General features: G+C 65.5%; 20 protein-coding genes. 17 read left to right on the plus strand and 3 right to left on the minus strand.

Features of this window, described 5'->3' with window-relative positions:
* Position 1 precedes the first annotated feature (1 nt).
* Positions 2 to 733 carry an EthD domain-containing protein gene (locus MUK72_RS06560; RefSeq protein ID WP_244705290.1) on the minus strand — a complete coding sequence of 244 codons (732 nt, stop codon included), beginning with the start codon at positions 731 to 733 and terminating at the stop codon, positions 2 to 4.
* A 147-nt stretch (positions 734 to 880) separates the two neighbouring features.
* Here MUK72_RS06560 and MUK72_RS06565 point away from each other — a divergent pair, with 147 nt between their 5' ends.
* The 5 genes from MUK72_RS06565 to MUK72_RS06585 all read left to right on the plus strand — a co-directional run bounded on the left by MUK72_RS06565 (position 881) and on the right by MUK72_RS06585 (position 7,662).
* Positions 881 to 2,149, plus strand: coding sequence for a M24 family metallopeptidase (locus MUK72_RS06565; RefSeq protein WP_244704990.1), 1,269 nt, complete (start codon positions 881 to 883; stop codon positions 2,147 to 2,149).
* 86 nt (positions 2,150 to 2,235) lie between these two features.
* Positions 2,236 to 3,240 (plus strand): LLM class flavin-dependent oxidoreductase, encoded by a 1,005-nt coding sequence (locus MUK72_RS06570; protein WP_244704992.1) that lies wholly within the window; start codon positions 2,236 to 2,238, stop codon positions 3,238 to 3,240.
* A 1,106-nt stretch (positions 3,241 to 4,346) separates the two neighbouring features.
* Complete coding sequence (locus MUK72_RS06575; RefSeq protein ID WP_244704994.1) at positions 4,347 to 5,729, plus strand: dihydroorotase; 1,383 nt, start codon at positions 4,347 to 4,349, stop codon at positions 5,727 to 5,729.
* 85 nt (positions 5,730 to 5,814) lie between these two features.
* Positions 5,815 to 6,288: a VOC family protein gene (locus MUK72_RS06580; RefSeq protein WP_244704996.1), complete on the plus strand. Its 474-nt coding sequence runs from the start codon at positions 5,815 to 5,817 to the stop codon at positions 6,286 to 6,288.
* Between the two features lie 144 nt (positions 6,289 to 6,432).
* Positions 6,433 to 7,662 (plus strand): amidohydrolase family protein, encoded by a 1,230-nt coding sequence (locus MUK72_RS06585; RefSeq protein ID WP_244704998.1) that lies wholly within the window; start codon positions 6,433 to 6,435, stop codon positions 7,660 to 7,662.
* Here MUK72_RS06585 and MUK72_RS06590 read toward each other — a convergent pair.
* Complete coding sequence (locus tag MUK72_RS06590; protein WP_244705000.1) at positions 7,656 to 8,972, minus strand: polysaccharide deacetylase family protein; 1,317 nt, start codon at positions 8,970 to 8,972, stop codon at positions 7,656 to 7,658. The two genes, MUK72_RS06585 and MUK72_RS06590, sit on opposite strands and share 7 nt — an antisense overlap.
* A gap of 198 nt (positions 8,973 to 9,170) precedes the next feature.
* Between MUK72_RS06590 and MUK72_RS06595 the strand changes: the two genes are divergently transcribed.
* On the plus strand, positions 9,171 to 10,094 hold the full coding sequence (locus MUK72_RS06595) for a thiamine-phosphate synthase family protein (RefSeq protein ID WP_244705002.1): 924 nt from the start codon (positions 9,171 to 9,173) through the stop codon (positions 10,092 to 10,094).
* Between the two features lie 595 nt (positions 10,095 to 10,689).
* Complete coding sequence (locus tag MUK72_RS06600) at positions 10,690 to 11,298, plus strand: hypothetical protein (RefSeq protein ID WP_244705004.1); 609 nt, start codon at positions 10,690 to 10,692, stop codon at positions 11,296 to 11,298.
* Between the two features lie 72 nt (positions 11,299 to 11,370).
* On the opposite strand, the gene MUK72_RS20200 is transcribed toward MUK72_RS06600, so the two are convergent.
* A complete protein-coding gene (locus MUK72_RS20200; RefSeq protein WP_275039127.1) occupies positions 11,371 to 11,502 on the minus strand; it encodes a hypothetical protein in 132 nt (43 codons plus the stop codon).
* A gap of 358 nt (positions 11,503 to 11,860) precedes the next feature.
* On the opposite strand from MUK72_RS20200, the gene MUK72_RS06605 reads away from it, so the two are divergent.
* The 10 genes from MUK72_RS06605 to MUK72_RS06645 all read left to right on the plus strand — a co-directional run bounded on the left by MUK72_RS06605 (position 11,861) and on the right by MUK72_RS06645 (position 19,096).
* The gene (locus MUK72_RS06605; RefSeq protein WP_244705006.1) at positions 11,861 to 12,259 is read left to right on the plus strand and encodes a high-potential iron-sulfur protein; all 399 of its coding nucleotides are present in this window, start codon (positions 11,861 to 11,863) and stop codon (positions 12,257 to 12,259) included.
* Between the two features lie 75 nt (positions 12,260 to 12,334).
* Positions 12,335 to 13,621, plus strand: coding sequence for a right-handed parallel beta-helix repeat-containing protein (locus tag MUK72_RS06610; RefSeq protein ID WP_244705008.1), 1,287 nt, complete (start codon positions 12,335 to 12,337; stop codon positions 13,619 to 13,621).
* A gap of 1 nt (position 13,622) precedes the next feature.
* Entirely contained in the window at positions 13,623 to 14,114 is a 492-nt protein-coding gene (locus MUK72_RS06615) for a hypothetical protein (protein ID WP_244705010.1), read from the plus strand.
* A 219-nt stretch (positions 14,115 to 14,333) separates the two neighbouring features.
* Positions 14,334 to 15,236 carry an adenosylcobinamide-phosphate synthase CbiB gene (cbiB, locus tag MUK72_RS06620; RefSeq protein WP_244705013.1) on the plus strand — a complete coding sequence of 301 codons (903 nt, stop codon included), beginning with the start codon at positions 14,334 to 14,336 and terminating at the stop codon, positions 15,234 to 15,236.
* Positions 15,227 to 15,973 carry an adenosylcobinamide-GDP ribazoletransferase gene (gene cobS, locus MUK72_RS06625; protein ID WP_244705015.1) on the plus strand — a complete coding sequence of 249 codons (747 nt, stop codon included), beginning with the start codon at positions 15,227 to 15,229 and terminating at the stop codon, positions 15,971 to 15,973. Before cbiB ends, cobS begins: the two co-directional genes overlap by 10 nt.
* Entirely contained in the window at positions 15,973 to 16,512 is a 540-nt protein-coding gene (locus tag MUK72_RS06630) for an NTP transferase domain-containing protein (protein ID WP_244705292.1), read from the plus strand. Before cobS ends, MUK72_RS06630 begins: the two co-directional genes overlap by 1 nt.
* Positions 16,509 to 16,637 (plus strand): hypothetical protein, encoded by a 129-nt coding sequence (locus tag MUK72_RS20205; protein ID WP_280518319.1) that lies wholly within the window; start codon positions 16,509 to 16,511, stop codon positions 16,635 to 16,637. Before MUK72_RS06630 ends, MUK72_RS20205 begins: the two co-directional genes overlap by 4 nt.
* Positions 16,627 to 17,634, plus strand: a complete 1,008-nt coding sequence (locus tag MUK72_RS06635) for a threonine-phosphate decarboxylase (RefSeq protein WP_244705017.1) — start codon at positions 16,627 to 16,629, stop codon at positions 17,632 to 17,634. Before MUK72_RS20205 ends, MUK72_RS06635 begins: the two co-directional genes overlap by 11 nt.
* A complete protein-coding gene (locus MUK72_RS06640) occupies positions 17,627 to 18,349 on the plus strand; it encodes an adenosylcobinamide amidohydrolase (RefSeq protein ID WP_244705019.1) in 723 nt (240 codons plus the stop codon). The genes MUK72_RS06635 and MUK72_RS06640 overlap by 8 nt, the downstream gene beginning before the upstream one ends.
* Before the next feature lie 48 nt (positions 18,350 to 18,397).
* Positions 18,398 to 19,096: a cob(I)yrinic acid a,c-diamide adenosyltransferase gene (locus tag MUK72_RS06645; protein ID WP_244705021.1), complete on the plus strand. Its 699-nt coding sequence runs from the start codon at positions 18,398 to 18,400 to the stop codon at positions 19,094 to 19,096.
* The last annotated feature ends 23 nt before the right edge of the window (positions 19,097 to 19,119 follow it).

Genomic DNA, 19,119 nt, shown 5'->3' on the forward strand with positions numbered 1-19,119 from the left:
CTCAGTAGCCCTCGACGTCGATTTCGTTCTTCCAGACTTTCTCTTCGCCGATGAAGCGGGGACGACGATCGATATCCAGGAAGCTATCCACGTCTTTCCGGGCCTTAGCGGCGACATCCTGTGTCGGGTCGTAGTCACGGCTTCCCCCGCTTCCGAGGGCTTCGTGGAGGTCGTTGAGCGATTCGAAGTAGAGTTCGGCAACGCCATCGAACTCGGCGTTATCCGGATCGGTGGGATACACTGTCTGATAGCGGACGACACCCTCGATGTTCTTTGCCAGCGGCGAGTGGGTTTCCTCCCAGTGCCCCCGAAATTCGTCGTGGTTCATTCCGTCCTTCCGAACGAGGAATGCCGAGTGTTTGTAGAGTCCATCGGTCTTCCCATCGACCTCGTCCTTCCAGACTCTCTCCTCGCCGATGAACCGCGGTCGACGTTCGACATCGAGGAATTCGTTCACGTCCTTCCGAGCCTCTGCCGCAACCTCTCGGGACGGGTCGTAGTCACGACTTCCCTCGCTGCCGAGGGCTTCGTGGAGGTCGTCGAGCGACTGGAAGTAGAGTTCGGCGATACCGTCAAATTCGGCGGTGTCGGGATCGGTCGGATAGACCGTCTGATAACGGACGACGCCCTCGATGTCTTTCGCCAGCGGTGAGTGCGTTTCTTCCCAGTGTTCGCGAAACGCGTCGTACTCCATCCCGTCCTTGCGGACGAGCAATGCGACGTGTTTGTACATCTCGTTCGTGGTTCGTCGGCTCATGCGATAAATCATCGGGACGGTTGGGTGAAGGTGGCTGGAGGAAGGGGGGGGGGGGGTCACCGTGGTGTGTCGTAGCTTGCCGAAACAACGAAGTTTATGTGTCGACTGGCGGAGGATTTCGGTATGTACGAGCGCGATTTCATGGAAGGGACGCGGGGGACTCAAGCCGTGGACTGGGAGGAGCGCATCGACGTCAAGCGCCTGCGCGAAGAACGCTACGAGAAGGCGCTGAAGCGACTCCAGGACTCGAAGCTCGGCTCGATGCTGCTGGTCTCGGACCCGAACATCCGATACGTGACTGGGCTCGCGATGACTGGCGGGAGCGGGGCGGATCACTACACCCTCCTCACCGAAGACGGCGACGTGATCCACTGGGACACCGCCGATCACGCCTCGAACCAGCGGTTCAACTGCCCCTGGCTCGACGACATCCGCTACGCCGCGCCAGGACTGGGCAACGTCCCGCGCGCCTCGGGCCGCGACTCCGCGCGCGAGTTCCTGACCGAAAAGATGGCGAGTCTCGTCCAGGAAGCGATGGCTGAGTACGGCGTCGCGACGGAACCGATGGGGATCGATGTCGGCAACACGGGACTGATCGATGCGTTCGAATCGGACAGCGTCGAGGTCCGCACGACGGAGTGCGTCGATCTGATGCACGATGCCCGGAAGGTCAAAACGAGCGACGAGATCGAGTGTCTGCGGATGGTGGCGGCGATCTGCGAGGCGGGATTCCAGCAGATCACCGAATCGGCGCGACCCGGCAAGCGCGAGTCGGAGGTCTGGGGCGACGCAGTGCGCGAACTCTGGCGACACGGCGCGATGGCCCAGGGTGGCTACGTGACCAGCGGGCCGAACACGTGGCCGAAACATCAGGCCAACACTACTGACAGACTAATCCGACCGGGTGACATCGTCTACGCCGATTTCTACAACATCGGTTATCTCGGCTATCGCTCGTGTTACTATCGCACCTTCTCGATGGGCGAACCCACGCAGGCCCAGCGCGACGCCTACGAGACTGCCCGGGACAACCTCTACGACGTGCTCGAACGGATCGAGCCGGGTGCGACGACCGACGAGATTGCCCAAGGGTTCCCGGACATGGCGGGCGAGCACGCCGACTGGTACGACGCCGACGAGCACTGGCAGATGACGACGAACCACTGGGCGCACGGGCTGGGCCTCCAACTCTACGAGGTGCCGCTGATCTGGCGCGGTCTCTCGCTAGACCACCCGATCGAGATCGAGGAGGGGATGACGATGGCTGTCGAGACGATGGAGCCGGCCGACCGCCAGGGCGTGCGCGTCGAGGAGATGGTCGTCGTCCGCGAGAACGGCGTCGAGATCCTGAGTCAGTGGCCCGTCGAGGAGATCACCCGCATCGACTACTGACTTGCTCCGGATCCTCCCGAGCCGGTTGGGATCCTTGGACACTCACTCGGGGATAGTGCTTTGAGGCCCGGGTGCACACTCCCGATATGAAGCTCGGGACCGGACTGTTCACCGGCCAGCGGCGACCCGACGACGACCGCTCGATGAGCGAGCTCTACGACGAAATCCTCACGCTGGGGCGAGCGATCGACGACGCGGGTCTCGACAGCGCGTGGGTCTCCGAACACCACTTCGCCGGGGACGGCTATCTCTCGGGAACGATGCCGACGCTCGGCGCGCTCGCGGCCGCGACCGACGAGGTCGAGATCGGGACGTGCATCGCGCTCGCGCCGCTGTACGACGGTGTCCGGTTGGCCGAGGACGCCGCGACGGTCGACCTCCTCGCCGATGGACGGTTGACGCTCGGGCTCGCCATCGGTTCGAACCCCGACGAGTTCGAGCAGTTCGGCGTCCCGCGCGAGGAGCGCGCCGAGCGCCTCGCCGACCAGGTGAATCTCCTCCGGGCGGCGTGGTCCGCCGGCCCGCTCGACTACGACGCCGACTTTCACGACGTCGTTCCCGACGTGAGCGTGACGCCGAAACCCGATGGTGATGTGCCGATACTGCTCGGCGGTGCGGCCAAACCGGCCGTCCGCCGCGCTGCCCGGACCGCTGACGCCTGGTGTGCCCCCTCGAAACTCTCACTTTCAGGCATCGAAAAACGTGTCGACGACATCCGTAACGTCCGCGAGAAAGACGGTATCGACGGAGAGTTCACGGTGTACGCACTCGTCCACGGCTGGGTCGACGATTCGCGCGAGGCGGCGTGGGAGACGATGAAACCCGGCTACTTCTACCTCCAGCGGCGCTACGCCGAGATCTTCTCCGGCGAATCGGTCGACGAACTCACTGCCGAACGAAAGCAGGAACTGAAAGAAAACGCGGTATTCGGTACAACCGAACAGGTCGCTACAGAGCTGGAGCGCTACCGCGCGGCCGCCGGTGACGATGTTCATATCATCTTTCGCACCTATCATCCTGGCATCGGCACCGATGCGATGGTCGACTGTATCGATCGGCTCGGTACCGAGGTCGCGCCGATGATCCAGTAAGAAGGATTCGTGACCGGGTCTCTGGGCAGTTATGGAGGTTCTATCGCTTGTACAGGACAGGTCTTGGCGGTCTGATCGAGCAAGAAAGTAGGTAGGAAGCAGATGGAGAAGATTTCTGCCGCTGATCGGCAGTGCGATGCACGGTAGTAGTCTCTGTTCGTCTCGATATCCGACCACCGCACCATATTTCCCGGGATCGATGGTTCTGTGATGGATGAAGTCGTGTGGTCGCCGATCTCTCTTGCCAATGTTCGTCGACAGTAGCGGCGACAGACGTGTGTGCGACAGCGGCGTAATTGCTCTCGAATAACGCGGTTAAGATGCGACGGGAATGGATCGAATCAAGCGATCGTAATTCGTCGAAACCAATCATATATCTGTTAATATTGCCATTTCTGCAGAGCGAGCGATCGGTATGCTGAACTTTCACAAATATATGTTTTGATGGAGGATGCAACAAATATATAATATATGTCAGATACTGCGGGCGGTGATACGAACGTCTGTGGCCGGCAAGTGGTGCCCATCGCTTTCTGGGTAGTTCAGGCAAGCATCGTGGCCAGTAGACGGTCGCGTTCCGGGGTGCACGAGATCCGACATCAGCTGCCCTGTATGATTTTTGGCCGTGTTCGACTGTCCATCGCAGAAATCAGCGTGCTTGGCAGAGAGCAAAAGCTATAAATTAGGGTAGACTAATCTATCTCTTAGGGGGTGAAAAACACGACCAGAAACAGTGGAGTGGTGGAGGCACGCGACGGGGCGATCCGTCGTGTACTCCCGACGTAATGGTACTCTCCGTTGCTACACGCCGGCCCTGGTGAGTTCCTGTATCCACTTGGGCCATGGGCATTGGTGGTTCTACCATGCCACTCGTGCGGATTTATCGATACGTTGCGAACGCATAGACGTTTTCAATATCGATCCTCCGACCGAGATGACTTCACAGATAAGCTATAGCATCAGCCAAACACCTGTTTTCTTATATTTTCTATCGGCCAGTTCATAGCACGGCCGTGGTACCGCTTGCGTCTACGACTGCTGCGCAGGTCCTTACCGGATCGCCAAAAGCCAGCGTGTTCAAGTGACGGTGCGTCGTTGGCTGTCGCGTGACCGTCGATCTCGTCATCGCGAATGGGACGCTGGTAACGCCCGATCGACTGCTCGATAGCGCCATCGCCGTCGACGACGGCGAGATCGCCGCGGTCGGCGACGAGCGAACGTTGCCCGCTGCCGACGAGCGGGTCGATGCCTCGGGGCTCCTGGTGTTACCGGGCGTCGTCGATCCGCACGTCCACATCGACGGCTATCTCTCGCTGGACACGTACGAGGCAGGAACGAGTGCGGCCGCGCTGGGCGGGATCACCAGCTGCATCAACTTCGCGTGGGAAGCCTGGACCGGGGATCTGAGCATCTGGGACGAAGAGGGCACCCTGCTCGAAGCCGTCCATCGTCAGAAGGAGAAAGGCCAGAAATCACTGATTGACTTCAGCCTGCACGGAGCGATCACGCGCGAGGATCCCGCAGTGTTCGACGAGCTGGAGGACGTGATCGACGAGGGTGTGACGTCGGTGAAGATGTTCACCGCCTACGAGATCGGGCTCTCGAACGGGTTCATCGATCACGTCTTCGAGCACGTCGCCGATCAGGATATCGTCGCCGTGCTCCACACCGAGGATGCTTCAGTTTGCAACCGTCTCGAAGCCCGACTGAAAGCCGAAGGAAAGAGTCACCCACGACACTATCCACAGTCGCGACCGGACTACGCCGAGGCGATGGCCGCCGAGAGCGCCGTCCGCATGGCCCAGGAACAGGGTGCGAAATACTACGGCATCCACACGACCAGCGAGAAGGCCGCTGATGTCCTCGGCCGCTACCAGGACGACGGGAGCAGGGTTCGCGGGGAGACCTGCACCCAGTACACGACACTCGACGAATCGGCCTACGAGGAACAGGACAGTCTCCCGATCATGGCACCGCCGCTGCGGACGCCCGCCGATCAGGATGCCTTGTTTGAGCACTTGTACAACGGCGCACTGAGCGTCGTCTCGACCGATCACAACGCGTTCACGCGCGCGGACAAGACCGTCGAGAACTGGTGGGACAGCTCGTTCGGTGCGAACGGACTCCAGACCAGTCTTCCAGTATTCTACGACGAGGCTGTGAATCGGCGTGGCTACTCCCCATCGTTCGTCGTCCGGATGATGTGCGCGAACCCCGCCCAAACGTTCGGATTCACGGAGAAGGGAACCCTCGATCCAGGAACCGACGCCGATATCGTCCTGTTCGATCCGGACGAGAGCTACACGATCACGGCCGCGGACAACGCCTCGATTTCGGACTACTCGATCTACGAAGGACGCGAGGTCACTGGACGCGTCAAGCGGACCTATCTCCGTGGTGAGCCGATCGCCGACGACGGCGAAATCGTCGCCGATCCCGGCTACGGGGAGTTCGTCGCCCGCGAGCGACCCGACTGGGAAGCCGAATAGCAGCCGTCATCGCCTTCCTCGATCGTCGATCCGGGCGGGTCGATCAAGCACAACCCATTAGTCACCGTTTGGCAGAGATATCACGATGGATTCGATAGCGTTCACTCACGCGAGCATCTCCGCGCACGACCTCGTGGAATCGGTCCGGTTCTACACCGACGTGTTCGGCATGGAGCACATTCCGTCGCCCGATCTGGCCGTCCCGGTCGAGTGGCTCCAGTGTGGCGACAAACAGCTCCACCTGTTCGAGCGGCCGGTCGAAGCCCCCGAATACCACCATTTCGCCGTCCATGTCGACGACTTCGAGCGCGTCTACCGCATCGCCCTGGAACGCGACCTCTTCGACGAGTATTCCGCCGACGGCGTGCCGGCGATCTACGAGCTTCCTGGCGGGGCGCTCCAGACGTACATCCGTGATCCGAGCGACAACCTGGTCGAGGTCGACCGTCCCGACATGGAGGGGCTGGACCCGGAGATCGCGGCGGCCGTGGAGAAACGCTCTGAAACCGTTTCTCAATCCGAAGAGGGTCTCCGATCGTCGCTCTATACGGATCCCTGACGCTCGCCAGCGATCGGATCCTGGATCCACTCGCGGCTGCGATCCCACGATTGATGCGAATACCCCACCACTCACGAACATGGATTCCTCGCGGAGATCGGCCTCGACGCGACCGATCTCCCTGCCCCCCCACCACTCACGAACATGGATTCCTCGCCGACACTCGTCGTCCGCAACGCCTTCCTCTCGGGGAACGACGCGACCGTCGACATCGCGGTTGACGACGGTCGGATCGCGGCGATCCGCCCGGAGATCGAAACACGTGGCGAGACTGAACTCGATGCCGAGGGAAACCTCGTCTCGCCGGGGCTCGTCGACGCGCACGTCCATCTCGACATGGCGTTCTCGGCGTCCGGCGATCGCCGCCCGCGGTACAACGAGGGCGGAGCTAACCGGGCAGAGACGATCGAACGCACGGCGACGTACTTCGCCGGGGCGGACCACGACGAACTCGTGGCGAACGCCCGCCGCGCGGCCGATCAGGCGATTGCCAACGGCGTTCTCCATCTCAGAACGCACGCCTACGTCGATGGGACGGTCGGAACGGATGTCGTCGAGGCGGTCTCGACGGTCCGAGAGGCGATCGGCGACCATCTCGACATCGAGATCGTCGCGTTCCCGCAGTACGGCGTCCGCCGTGACGACGGCTCCGCCGAAGCCGTCCGCGCGGCGCTCGACGCCGGGGCCGATCTCGTCGGCGGGCTCGATCCCGCGACGCTCAACGGCGACCGCGAGGAGACGGTCGCCACGTGGTTCGAGATCGCCACCGATCACGACACGGATCTCGACATTCACATCCACGAGCGCGGCGCGACCGGGATGCGGACGCTCCGCCGCCTCGCCGAGGCGACGATCGAGCACGACTACGAGAACCGGGTCACGGCGAGTCACGCGTACGCTCTCGGCGACGCCGCGAGCGACCGAGCACCCGACTGGGAGGGCCGACTCGGCGACGCGATGGAGACGTTCGCTGCGGCCGGGCTCGATTTCATCACCTGCTATCAGAGCACGCCACGAGGCATGCCGATCCGTCGGTTCCACGACGCGGGGCTCACGATGGCCCACGGCACCGATCAGGTCCACGATCTCTGGGGAGCCCACGGCAACGTCGACGCGCTCGAAGCGATGCTTGTCGAATCGCTCACACTCGATGGCTATTCGACGAACAAGGGGTTGGGCACCCTCTGGAATCTCGTCACCGAACAGGGAGGAACGCTCTTGGATCTCGACGGCTACGCGTTCGCTGAGGGGACGCCGGCAAACCTCATCGTCCATCACGACCCGTCGCCGCAGTGGGCGATCACGACCAACCGAACGCCACGGTACGTCGTGAGCGCGGGCGAGGTCGTCGCCCGCGACGGAACCCTTCAGTAGGGCTGCGCGTCCGCGAGCGCCGACGGCAGGACGACGTCCACGTCCGCCTGCTCGATGTAGCGGAGTTCGTCACGGAACGCCGCGGTCGACAGCCGGGCTTGCCCGATCGTGTGGAACATGACGGTCGTGACGCCGCCGAACCCGGCGGCCATGTCCACGGCCTGTCGCACTTCGTTCGGGTTGTCGCCGTTGATCCGTGGCACCCACGTCGGCTCGGTGATCGCCCACGGGGCCGGCGAGGAGCCACCGCCGAACGCCAGCTCGTGAAAGCGCCCCGCCATGTCGAGCACCCCCTCGTCGAAGTCGCCGAACGGCCAGATCAGCGTCTCGCCGCCGTTGTCGAACCCCTCGTCGATCAGCCACTGTTGCGAGCGCTCGATGGCCTCCCGTTGTCGTTTCCGCGACAGCGTCGGCAGCGGTGCCTCCTCGAACTGTGGGTGGGAGGCCATCTCCCAGCCGTCGTCGGCCATCGTGTGGAGCTGCGATCGGGTCGCGCGGATCTCGTTGCCGACGAACCACGGGATCACGCCGACGACGCCGGGATAGCCGAACTCGTCCATGATCGGCTTGGCCGTGTCGAACTGCGTGTGGTGGCCGTCGTCGAACGTGAGGATCACCGCACCGCGCCGCTGTGGCAGTTTCCGAAGGCGCGGTGCGCCCACGCGCAGCGTGAGCGGTTTCTCGTCGCCGGTGTACGATCTGATCGCCAGCCCGCGGACGTCGGTCAGGTCGGGCGCGCCGGTGACCGACGACGGCGCGAAATCGACCCGGACGGTGCCCTCCTTTCGCTTGAGATAGCGCTCCATCGAGAGGCGGTTGTCCGCATCCGGCGCGAGCAGCTGGAGTTCGATCGTCTCCTCGGCCGCACGATCGAGACGGACGCCGAACGACAGCGCCGCGTTCGTCAGATCGATCGGCCGATCGAACGAGGCCCGCATCGCCGTTCGCTCGACATCCCCCGACGAGACGAGCTCGACGCCCGTGTCGCCGCCCGGACCGTGCCAGTCGGTGGACGAAACCGATCCGTTGGTCGCCGTCCACTCGCCGAGTCCGGAGTCGGCCGACAGCGGCGTGCCGCTCGCCCACGCTGCCCGCCGCAGCTTGGAGCCGGGATCGTCACGATCCGCTCCGCCCGTCCGCCCCCGATTCCGGTTCCCGGTGGTGGTCGACGGCTGCTGGCGGTCGGTCTCGTTCGGTTGGCCGTCGTTCGGTCCGGCCATCGAACCGAGAATGGTCGTACAGCCCGACCCCAGCGCGGTCGCGGCGGCACCGAGCATCGTCAGCATTCGTCGTCGGCCGGGGTCAGTCACTCACCGATGTTCTCTCGAATGCAGCATATGGGCTTTGGTCTTCCGCCGACTAAATCAATGGTGACAAGAGAGAAGAACGAACGCGCCATTCGTGCAGATAATGCAGCCTATCCGTGAGCCCGGTACGGGTGACGGAGTGCGATCGTCAGCGGACGGTGATGACCACGATTTATACACGCCGTCGTCCGACGATGTCGCATGTCACTGCGCCTCCCGAGCGAGATCGTGGTCGAGCGGTTCCTCCCGACCGCTCGGTCGATGTTGGCGAGCGAACTCGCCGAGCGTGATTTCACCCAACAGGAGATCGCCGATCGATTGGGCGTGACTCAGGCCGCCGTCAGCAAGTCACTCGGCGGCGACGGCGCTGTCGAGGAGCGGTTCCGGGAGAACGAACGGATGCAGGCGACGATGGCGCGGATCGCCGACGGGTTCGCCGCGGACACGATGAGCGGCTACGAGGCGCTCGCGGAACTGCTCGAACTGATCCGCGCGTTCGAGGATCGCGGCCCCATCTGTGCCGTCCACGAGGAGGAGATGCCGGCGCTCGACGGCCTCGGCTGTGATCTCTGCGTCCGCGGGAGCGACGACGGCGTGCTCGCCGAACGCGACGTCCTCAGAACCGTCCGCACCGCCGTGCGCCGCGTGACGAACACGCCGGAGATCGCCGCCCACGTCCCGAAGGTCGGCACGAACGTCGCCACGGCGCTGCCCGAAGCGCCCGATACGACCGCGGTCGCGGCCGTCCCCGGGCGCGTCCACGCGGTCGGCGGGCGCGTGCTCGTTCCGGCACAGCCCGAGTTCGGGGCCTCACAGCACGTCGCCGAGACCCTGCTCGCCGCGATGGCGATCGACCCCTCCGTTCGGGGCGCGCTCAACCTCGCCACCTCCGACGCGCTGCTCGCGGCGGCCGAGGAACACGGCATCGACCCACTGCGATTCGACGCGGATTACGAGAACCGCGCCGAACACCTCCGCGAGCGCTTTCGCGAGCGCGGGGCAGTCCCGCGAGTCATCTACCACGAGGGCGCGTTCGGCATCGAACCCGTGACTTACCTCCTCGGCGCGGACGCGATCGAGGCCGCCGCACTCGCCGGCGATCTCGTCGCGGCCGCCGATGGCTGACGGATTCGACGGTGCGTCCTGATCGGCGATCACCGTCCTGCGAAAACCCGTCGTCGTTTCGGTAGGCACCGTCGATGCCGAGCAGGGATCGTGAATCCGTCCGATCAGTAGAGCGCTCGCTCAGTCCTCGACCTCGCCGTCCTCCCAGCCCTCGGAGAACACCCGATCGTCGTCGACGCCCAGACCGTCGAGTTCGTCCTTCGTGCCGACGACCATTCCCGGAACGCCACAGACGTAGAAATCCCTGTCGAGGTCGTCGAGGTGGCCTTGGATGTGGACGGTCGGGCCCGCCCAGTCCTCGTCGGAGAGCGAGTAGACGACCGACAGCTCGTCGTGTGCTGGCCAGGCTCGAAATCGAACGGCTCCTCGGCCTCGACGACGAACTGTTTCACCCGCGGGGTCATCCGATGGATCGACGTGATCGTCGCCTCGAAGGGCATGTGCACGGGTCGGCCGCCACCGTCCTAAACGGCCGGCTTGCAGTATATCGTGACGATCACGCCGCCGGATCCGATCGGTGAAACACCCGCAACTACGTCTGACAGCTGAACTGTTCAGGCCAATACCATTAAGGCGATATCGGACACGGGAGGGTATGGCAACAGTAACTGAACCGACGTCGTCCGTCGAGGAGATCCGTTTCGTCGTGGGGGCCGCGGGGTCGCGCTACGCGTTCACCGCCGCGGGATCGATTCTCGGACTTCCCGTCGTTGCCTTTCTCTCCGGGAGCGAAACGCTGCTGTTCTACGTCCACGTCGGGCTCGGGGCGTTCTGGTTCGGGCTCGACTATTTCTTCCGGTACGTGATGGCTCCCGCGCTCGACCGGGCCGGCCCCGAGACGGCCGCCGCGGTCATCCCGCATCTCACGCCGAAGATCATGGTCGTCGGCGAGTCGCTGACGATCGGGACGATCGGGTCGGGCATCGCGCTCGCGTACCGTCTCGGCTACTGGTCCTCGCCGACGATCTATCTCTGGGGCGCGCTCGGCGTGACGGGCGTCATGCTCCTCATCGCGTTCGGCCCGCTCCACTCGCTGCAGACCGCGATGCTCGTCGAACTGGCCTCGCCCGATCCCGACGGCGGGCGCGTCGGGCGGCTGAACGACCGCGCGCTGCGCTGGCTCATGGGGATGACCGGTCTCATGCTCGTCGTCATCGCCATGATGACCGGTCTTCGTGGCCTCCTGCCGGCTGCCGGTGGCTGAACGACGCACGTGACTGTATCGAGAGAAAAACCCGTTCCCCTCACGGTGAGGGGACGGGACGCCCGCGGTGGCTTACGGGCCGGGTGTCGGCGACGGGTCGCCGCCACCGTTCAGGATGCGGTCGATCACCTCGTTGAGATCCGGCGCTCTCCCCGTACCGGAATCGTCCCGGCGCTGTCGTAGAGGCATGACTAGTCCCTCCATATGACAGTAGATCACACGGTGGGATAACGGTTGGGACGAGACGCGACAGGCCGACCCGGATCCGGGCCCGAACTGTGGTTCGATCGACTTCGACGACGCTCGTCGGCGCGGCGTCCGGACTGCTCTCTCGATCGACTGTACGAAACGTTTTCGTGGATGGGCAGTCATTCACACTCACAGATGCGCTCAGTGTCCGTCGATCGAACGGTCGGAAAAAATATCACTGCTGCTCCGAGCCGGCGTTCGTATCGCGATCGAGCGAAACGAGCGAGGGATTGCCCGACGACCACTCGTCGACAGCCATCGTCGAATCCACACGGGATGGATTGGATGGGGCACACGAGGGGTGAGCTCCGACATGGACGATAGACGGACGTTCCTCCGGCTGATCGGTGGGGGCTCGACCGCCGTACTCGCCGGCTGTCTGGGGTCCGACGCGGGCCAGTCCGGGGATGCGGACGCGACCACTGCCGACGACGATGTCTCGACCACCGCTCGCACCGGCGGAACGACGAACGGCTCCGTGCCGGCACGCTACGAGACGGCGACGGGTCTCAGCGATCGCCAACGCGATCCGTCGTCGCTCACCGCCAAGGACACCGTCGCCTACCAGTCGACCCCGAAGGATGGCCAGGGCTGTTCCGGCTGCCAACATTTCATCCCGGCGAAAGGGGACGACGAACTCGGTGCGTGCGTGCTGGTCGAGGGACGCATTCATCCCGACGGCTGGTGCAAGCTCTTCTCACCCACCGGCTGACAGTCGCCGTTCGGTAGCTGTGGCGGGGGAACTGTTATTACCGTTCGTTCGTGAAATATACGATCGGTGGTAGCGATGACCGATGACACGAAACGACACCGACGCGAGGTCCTGAAGCTCGGGGCTGCAGCGGGTGCGGCGGGGACGGTCGGTCTCGGGCGGATGGCCGTCGGCGCGGGCGATTCCCACACTACCCCGGCGGCGCTTCCCGACCGGGACCCGCCCCGCGAGTACGAGAACTATCGGACACGCCGCGTCCCAGAGGATCACGACACGATCCAGGCGGCGGTTTCGGCGGCGAACCCTCGCGATCTCGTGCTCGTCGGCCCGGGGCGCTACACCGAGGAAGTCCGGGTGCTCGACACGCCCAATATCACGATCCGTGGGCGCGACCGGAACCGAGTCGTCCTCGACGGCGAGGGGACGCGATACAACGGGATCATCGCGCTGGCCGACGGCGTGGTGATGGAGAACCTGACCGCGACGGGCTACGCGTACAACGCCTTCTACTGGACCGGCGTCGATGGCTACCGGGGGAGCTATCTCACAGCGGTCAACAACGGCGATTACGGACTGTACGCGTTCGATTCGGTCAACGGCCGCTTCGAACACTCGTACGCGGCCGGCCATCCCGATTCGGGCTTCTACATCGGCCAGTCGAACCCCTCGCACGCACGCGTCGAGAACGTCGTCGCCGAGCGCAACGGGATCGGCTACTCCGGCACCAACGCCGGCGGCAACCTCGTTCTCAGAAACTCGGTCTGGCGGCACAACATGGGCGGCATCGTCCCGAACACGCTCGATTCGGAGGCGCTCGCGCCGCAGTCGGCCATGCGTATCGCGAACAACGAGGTCCACGACAACAACAACGCCGACGCGCCGGCGAAGGCGTTCGGCTACGCGGCCTTCGGCACCGGGATCAACGTCGCTGGCGGGCGGGACAACGAGATCGTCGACAACGACGTCACTAGCCACGTCAACTTCGGCATCGGTGCCGTTCCGATGATCGATGCGAACCTCTGGCGACCGGGCGGCAACCGTGTCCGGGACAATCGCGTTGCGGACTCCGGCCGGGCCGATCTCGCGCTTGGCGCACCCGCCCGCGACGGCAACCGCTTTGCGAACAACGACGTGTCGTCGTCCAGACCGGGCAGCCTCACCGACGACGGCATGCTTGGCGATCTCATGACCGACATCGGCGACCCATGGATGACGCTCTCGCTCGGCAAGCAGTATCTGCAGGCCGAACTCGGCGAGTACCCCCACGGTGACTGGCGTGACGGCCCCGATCCACCCACGCGAAAACCGATGCCGAACCCCGAACGCCCGCCGCGCGAGGCCGTCGGGCCACGGAGGGATTGAGATGGCAAGCGATAGCCGAACCGACGACGCTGGCGGGCGCTCGCGGTCGGTTCGCCGTCTCGTCGGTGGCCAGCGTCATTCGGCCCGAACGACCGCCCTCGCCGTCGTTCTCGCGCTGCTCTGTGGCGCGTACGCCGCGTGGCTGCTGGCGGATTTCGGGCTTCGCTGGCCCGCCCTGCTCGCCGTCGCGGTGCTCGCCGGTGTGTTCTTCTACTCCCGGCGGACGCCGGCAGCGATGCTCGTGAGTGGGTTTTACGCCCTTGCCGTCCTCGTCGTGCTGACGCCGATCGTCCTCGATCTCGCGTTCGTGTTCGCCGCCGACGGCTACGGGATCACCCCGTGGCCGTTCGTCCTCTCGCTCGCCGACCTCGTCTTCCTCGGCGTGTTCGTCGTCCTCGCGCTGGTGCTGTCGGCCATCGGGGTCGTGATCAGTCGTCGAGTCGACGCCGGCAACGAGACCGATAGCGAGGACGCTGCCGTCTCGGAGGGCTGAACGACGGGACTGTCATCCCGACCACGACACCGAACTGGTGGCGTCGTGCCGGCACTGGGAATTTCCACCGTCTCCGCAGCGGATCGCGCCACACGACCCAGCAGACACATATTTACCCGGCGCACTACCACCGTTCGACCAGACGACGATGTCAGGCGTCGCCCCGGACCCACGCGTTCGACCGTCACACGCCGATCGACCGGGTTCGCCGGAGGGACGATGGGGGCGGTAGCGGTGGCGGCGCTCGGAACCGCAGCCGTACTGGATCTCGTTTTCGAGGAATTTCCACGTCGAATCCATCCGGTTGCGCTGTTCGGACGGCTCGTCGGCCAGTTTGATCGGTCGTGGTCTCACCCGAAGTCGGTCGGTGCGGTCGTCGCCCTGGCGCTGCCGCTCGGGGCGGCCGCGATCGGTGGTGGGCTCACGGCTCTCGCCGACTCTTTGCATCCACTCGTCGGCGGGCTGGTCGTGGCGCTCGCGTTGTTCGCGACGACGAGCCTCCGGATGCTGCTCTCGGTGGCCGCCGACGTCGTCGGAACGATCGAGACCGACCCCGAAAGAGCCAGGACGACGATACGGGGGCTCGTCGGCCGCGACACGGCGACCCTTTCGGCTGGCGAACTCCGCAGCGCGGTCGTCGAGAGCATCGCCGAGAACCTCGCCGACGGGCTTCTCGCACCCCTCCTGGCGTTCGCACTCGGGGTGCAGCTCTCCCTCCCGGTGGCGGTCGCGGCCGCGATCTGGGTGAAGGCGGTCAACACGCTCGATTCGATGCTCGGCTACCGCTCGAAGCGGGTCGGCTGGGCGAGCGCCCGCCTCGACGACGCCGTCATGTGGCTTCCGGCCCGACTGAGTGCTGTGCTCGTCGCGCTCGCCGGCGGTTCGCCGATCGCGCTTGCCCGCGCGCGCCGATGGCACGGTGAGCCCTCCTCGCCGAACTCCGGCTGGCCGATGGCGGCGATGGCCGCGGTGCTCGACGTCGAACTCCGCAAGCCCGACGCCTACGTGTTGAACCCGGATGCTGGACTCCCGACGACGGCGGACGCGCGCCGTGGACTGCGAGTGATCGCCCTTGCGGGAGCGGTGGCCGTGCTGCTCACGGGGGTTGCCGCGTGGTGCTAAGGGCGCTCCGAGGTGCCCTCGGGTTCCTCTCGCGACTGCCCGTCGGCCACGATGGCGATTCCTGGGAGGCGTTCCGCGCTACGCCGGTGAGCATGCCACTTGCGGGCTACGTCGTCGGTGCGTTCCTCTTGCTCCCGATCGCACTCCCGGGACCAGCGCCGACGATCGCGTTCGCCTTCGTCGTCGCCGTCTATCTCGTCACGGGGATCAACCACATGGATGGCGTCATCGACCTCGGCGACGCGCTCGTCGTGCACGGCGGGCCGGACGAGCGCCGCGCGGTGCTGAAGGACACCGATGTCGGCGCTGGCGGTGCGCTCGCGGTCGCGATCGTGATCGCCGGGCTTCTCGCGGCCGGACTCGCACTCGCGGCGCTCCCGCTGCGGGCCGCGCTGCTCGTCGTCATTGCCGAGGTCGGGGCGAAGGGCGGGATGGCGCTGCTCGTCTGTTTCGGATCGGCACCGCACGACGGTCTCGGTGCGTCGCTCACCGGACGTTCCGGGTCGCGTTCGGCACCACTCGTCGTCGCGAGCACCGTTCCGGCAGCGATCCTGACCTGGCCGCGGATCGAGATCGCCGGGGCGATGCTTCTCGCGGCCGCACTCGTCGCGCTCGGCTCGCTGCGCTTGGCGCGGACGGCTCTCGGCGGGGTGAACGGCGACGTCCTCGGTGCGACGAACGAGATCGCCCGGATCGTCGCGCTGCACGTGGGGGTGATCGCGTGGACGCACTGGTGATGTGTGGCGGTCGCGGCACGCGACTCGACAGCGACGTTGAGAAACCGCTCTACCAGATCGGCGGTCGACCGATGCTCGATCGCGTGCGCGGGGCGCTCGCCGACAGCCACATCGAAGCCGTCAGCCATGTAGTCTCGCCGCACACGCCACAGACACGCGACCATCTCGATCACGACGTCATCGAGGCTCCCGGCGATGGCTACGTCGCCGACCTCCAGTACGCGCTCGAACGGAGCGATTCACCGGTGCTCACCGTCGCGACCGATCTCCCGCTGCTCGACGGTGCCGCCGTCGATCGCGTGCTCGATCGCCACGCTACCGGCTCGCTCACGGTCGCCGTCCCCGCTGCGTGCAAACGACGACTGGGTGTCAGCGTCGGAACGACGATGGCGGTCGACGGCGAAACGGTCGCACCGTCCGGGATCAATATCGTCGCGGAGGACGGAGAGGACGAGACGATCGTGATCGACGACGAGCGGTTCGCGGTCAACGTGAACCACCCGAGCGACGCCGCGGTCGCGGAGGCACTACTGCAATGAACACGACAGCCACGACGACGGACGATCGACGAACCGCCGAGCGAACCGTAATCATCGAGAGCGAATCGGACGATAGCGGTAGTGATCGTCGCGGCCGTAACCGGGAGGAACGACGTGCAGCCTGAGACGGTGCGGGAGGTCGGTCGGGTGCCACACGGCAGCAGCGACGACCCCGATATCGTCGATTTCAGCGCGAACACCAATCCCCGTGTCCCGGACGGGATCGAGGAGATCTATCGTGAGGCGTTCGCCGATGCGCGCTCGTATCCGGCCGAACCACCCGAAGAGTATCGCGCGACGGCGGCCGCCTACGTCGGTTGCGAACCGGCACAGGTGATCCCGACGCCGGGCGGGCTCGCCGCGATTCGAGCGACGATCTCGCTCGCCATCGAGCCGGGCGAGTCGGCTCTCGTTCCATACCCGAGTTTCGCCGAATACGGGCGCGAAATTCGTCTGCACGACGGCGATCCTGAACTCGTCCCACAGGCGGAACTGCTCGACGCCGACCCGACCGATCACGCGCTGGCCGTCGTTTGCAACCCGAACAACCCGACCGGCAACGCCTACGATCCCGACCGACTCGACGCGTTCGCCGAGCGCTGCCGAGCCGCCGGAACGACGCTACTCGTCGACGAGGCGTTCCTCGGCTTCACCGATCGGCCGTCGCTCGCGGGCCGCGAGGGGATCGTCGTCGCACGCTCGCTCACCAAACTGTTCGGGCTGCCCGGCCTTCGCGCCGGTTTCGCGGTCGCGACGGGTGCGCTCGGTTCGGCGCTGCGGAACGCCCGGCGGACCTGGAACATGGGTGTGCCGGCGCTCGCGACCGGTTCGTTCTGCATGACTCGGGACGAGTTCGTCGTCGACACCCGCGAGCGAGTGTCCGCCGAGCGCGAGCGGATGACGAAGGCACTCGGATCGAAATTCGACGTCCATCCCTCCGACGCACCGTTCGTCCTGCTCGACGTCGGCGACCGCTCGGTCGACGGACTGCTGGACCGAGCGCGCGAGCACGGTCTCACCATCCGCGACGCCACCACCTTCCGCGGGCTCGACTCGCACGTCCGCGTCGCCGTGAGACTCCCCGAGGAAAACGACCGCCTGTTGGAGGCGCTCGGTGTTTGAGGCGACGACGGCCGACGGCGTGTTCGGCCTTCGTCGGCCGGGCGCGCGCTGGCTCTCGACGGGCTGGAACGGCGGGTTTTCACGGGCCGACGCCGCCTACAACGTCAGCGTGCCCGAAGGCTGGGAGCGCACGGATCTCGATTCCTACATCGACGAACGTCGGGAGCGAGCCGGGTTCGAGGTTCCTGGTCCGGCGCTACTGACCGGCGTTGAGCTGCAACACCTGCGGGGTGCGCGACTCGATCCCGTCGTGGCCTACGCGACCGTCGGGCTGTCGAACCCGGCGACGCTGCCGATGACACCGAGCGGGGCAGCCGACGAGTCGGTCGATAGATCGGCCAGCGAACCAACGGACGAATCACCGCCCGTCGGCACGGTGAACCTCGTCGTCGCCACGACCCGGGATCTGGAGCGGGCGACGCTCGCGAGCCTCCTCGGTACCGTCGTGGAGGCGAAGACGGCGACGCTGCTTCCGACGACTGGGTTTTCGGGAACGACGAGCGACGCGGTGATCGTCGGTAGCGATGCCACGGGTGAGCCGGCGTCGTTCGCGGGCAGCGCGACCGTGGTCGGTGCCGCCGCGCGGGCGTGCGTTCGCGACGCGATCCGGGCGAGTTTTCGCTCGCGATACGCCGATCGGGAGGTTCCAGGATCGGTCGCCGATGCCGACCACGGCGTCGTGACCGATCGCCGTGCGGACGTCTTCGAGCTCTGAATCGAGACGAGCAGAACCGTTAGGGAGGCGGCCCGCACACGAGAGTCAATGAGCGACGGCGAGGATGACGGCGACCGTGAGGCACAGCACGGACGGACGCCGGGGCGTGGAGTGTCGCCGGCCGCCGAACCCATCGAGCCGGCAGCGCCCGACGAATTCGGGCTGGTGCAGGTCTGGTGGGGCGACGGGAAGGGGAAGACGACGGCGGCGCTGGGGATGGGGTTCCGGGCGGCCGGCCACGGCTACCGGGTCCACATGCTCCAGTTCATGAAGGGTGGTGCCGCGAGCGTCGAGGCGACGCGCGGCGAGTACAATGCTATCGCCGCGATCGAGGGGTTCAGCTACGAGAACTCGGGCCATTACGGCTGGCACGGCTTTCTGGATGGGTCGGCCGACGACGAACACGCCGCGCGGGCACGCGGTGCACTCGAACGCGCCCGCGACCTGCTCACTGGGGCGGACGACGCCGATCTGACGTCACCGCTCGCGCTCGATGGGCCGCCGGAGGACGGCGTCCACATGCTCGTTCTGGACGAGATCCTGTACGCAGCCAATCAGGGGCTCGTCGAACCCGACGAAGTCGTCTCGCTCGTCGAATCGAAACCCGACGCGCTCGAACTCGTCCTCACGGGTGGTCACGAGGAGCCCGCCTACATCGTCGACCGTGCCGATCTCGTCACGAACGTCCGCAAGGAGAAACACCCGTTCGACGCGGGCCATCGCGCCAGGAAGGGCACCGAATACTGACGGCGAACGTGCCTTTTCGGCTC

Origin of the sequence: Halococcus dombrowskii (genome assembly GCF_022870485.1) — an archaeon.
GTDB classification, from domain to species: Archaea; Halobacteriota; Halobacteria; order Halobacteriales; family Halococcaceae; genus Halococcus; species Halococcus morrhuae.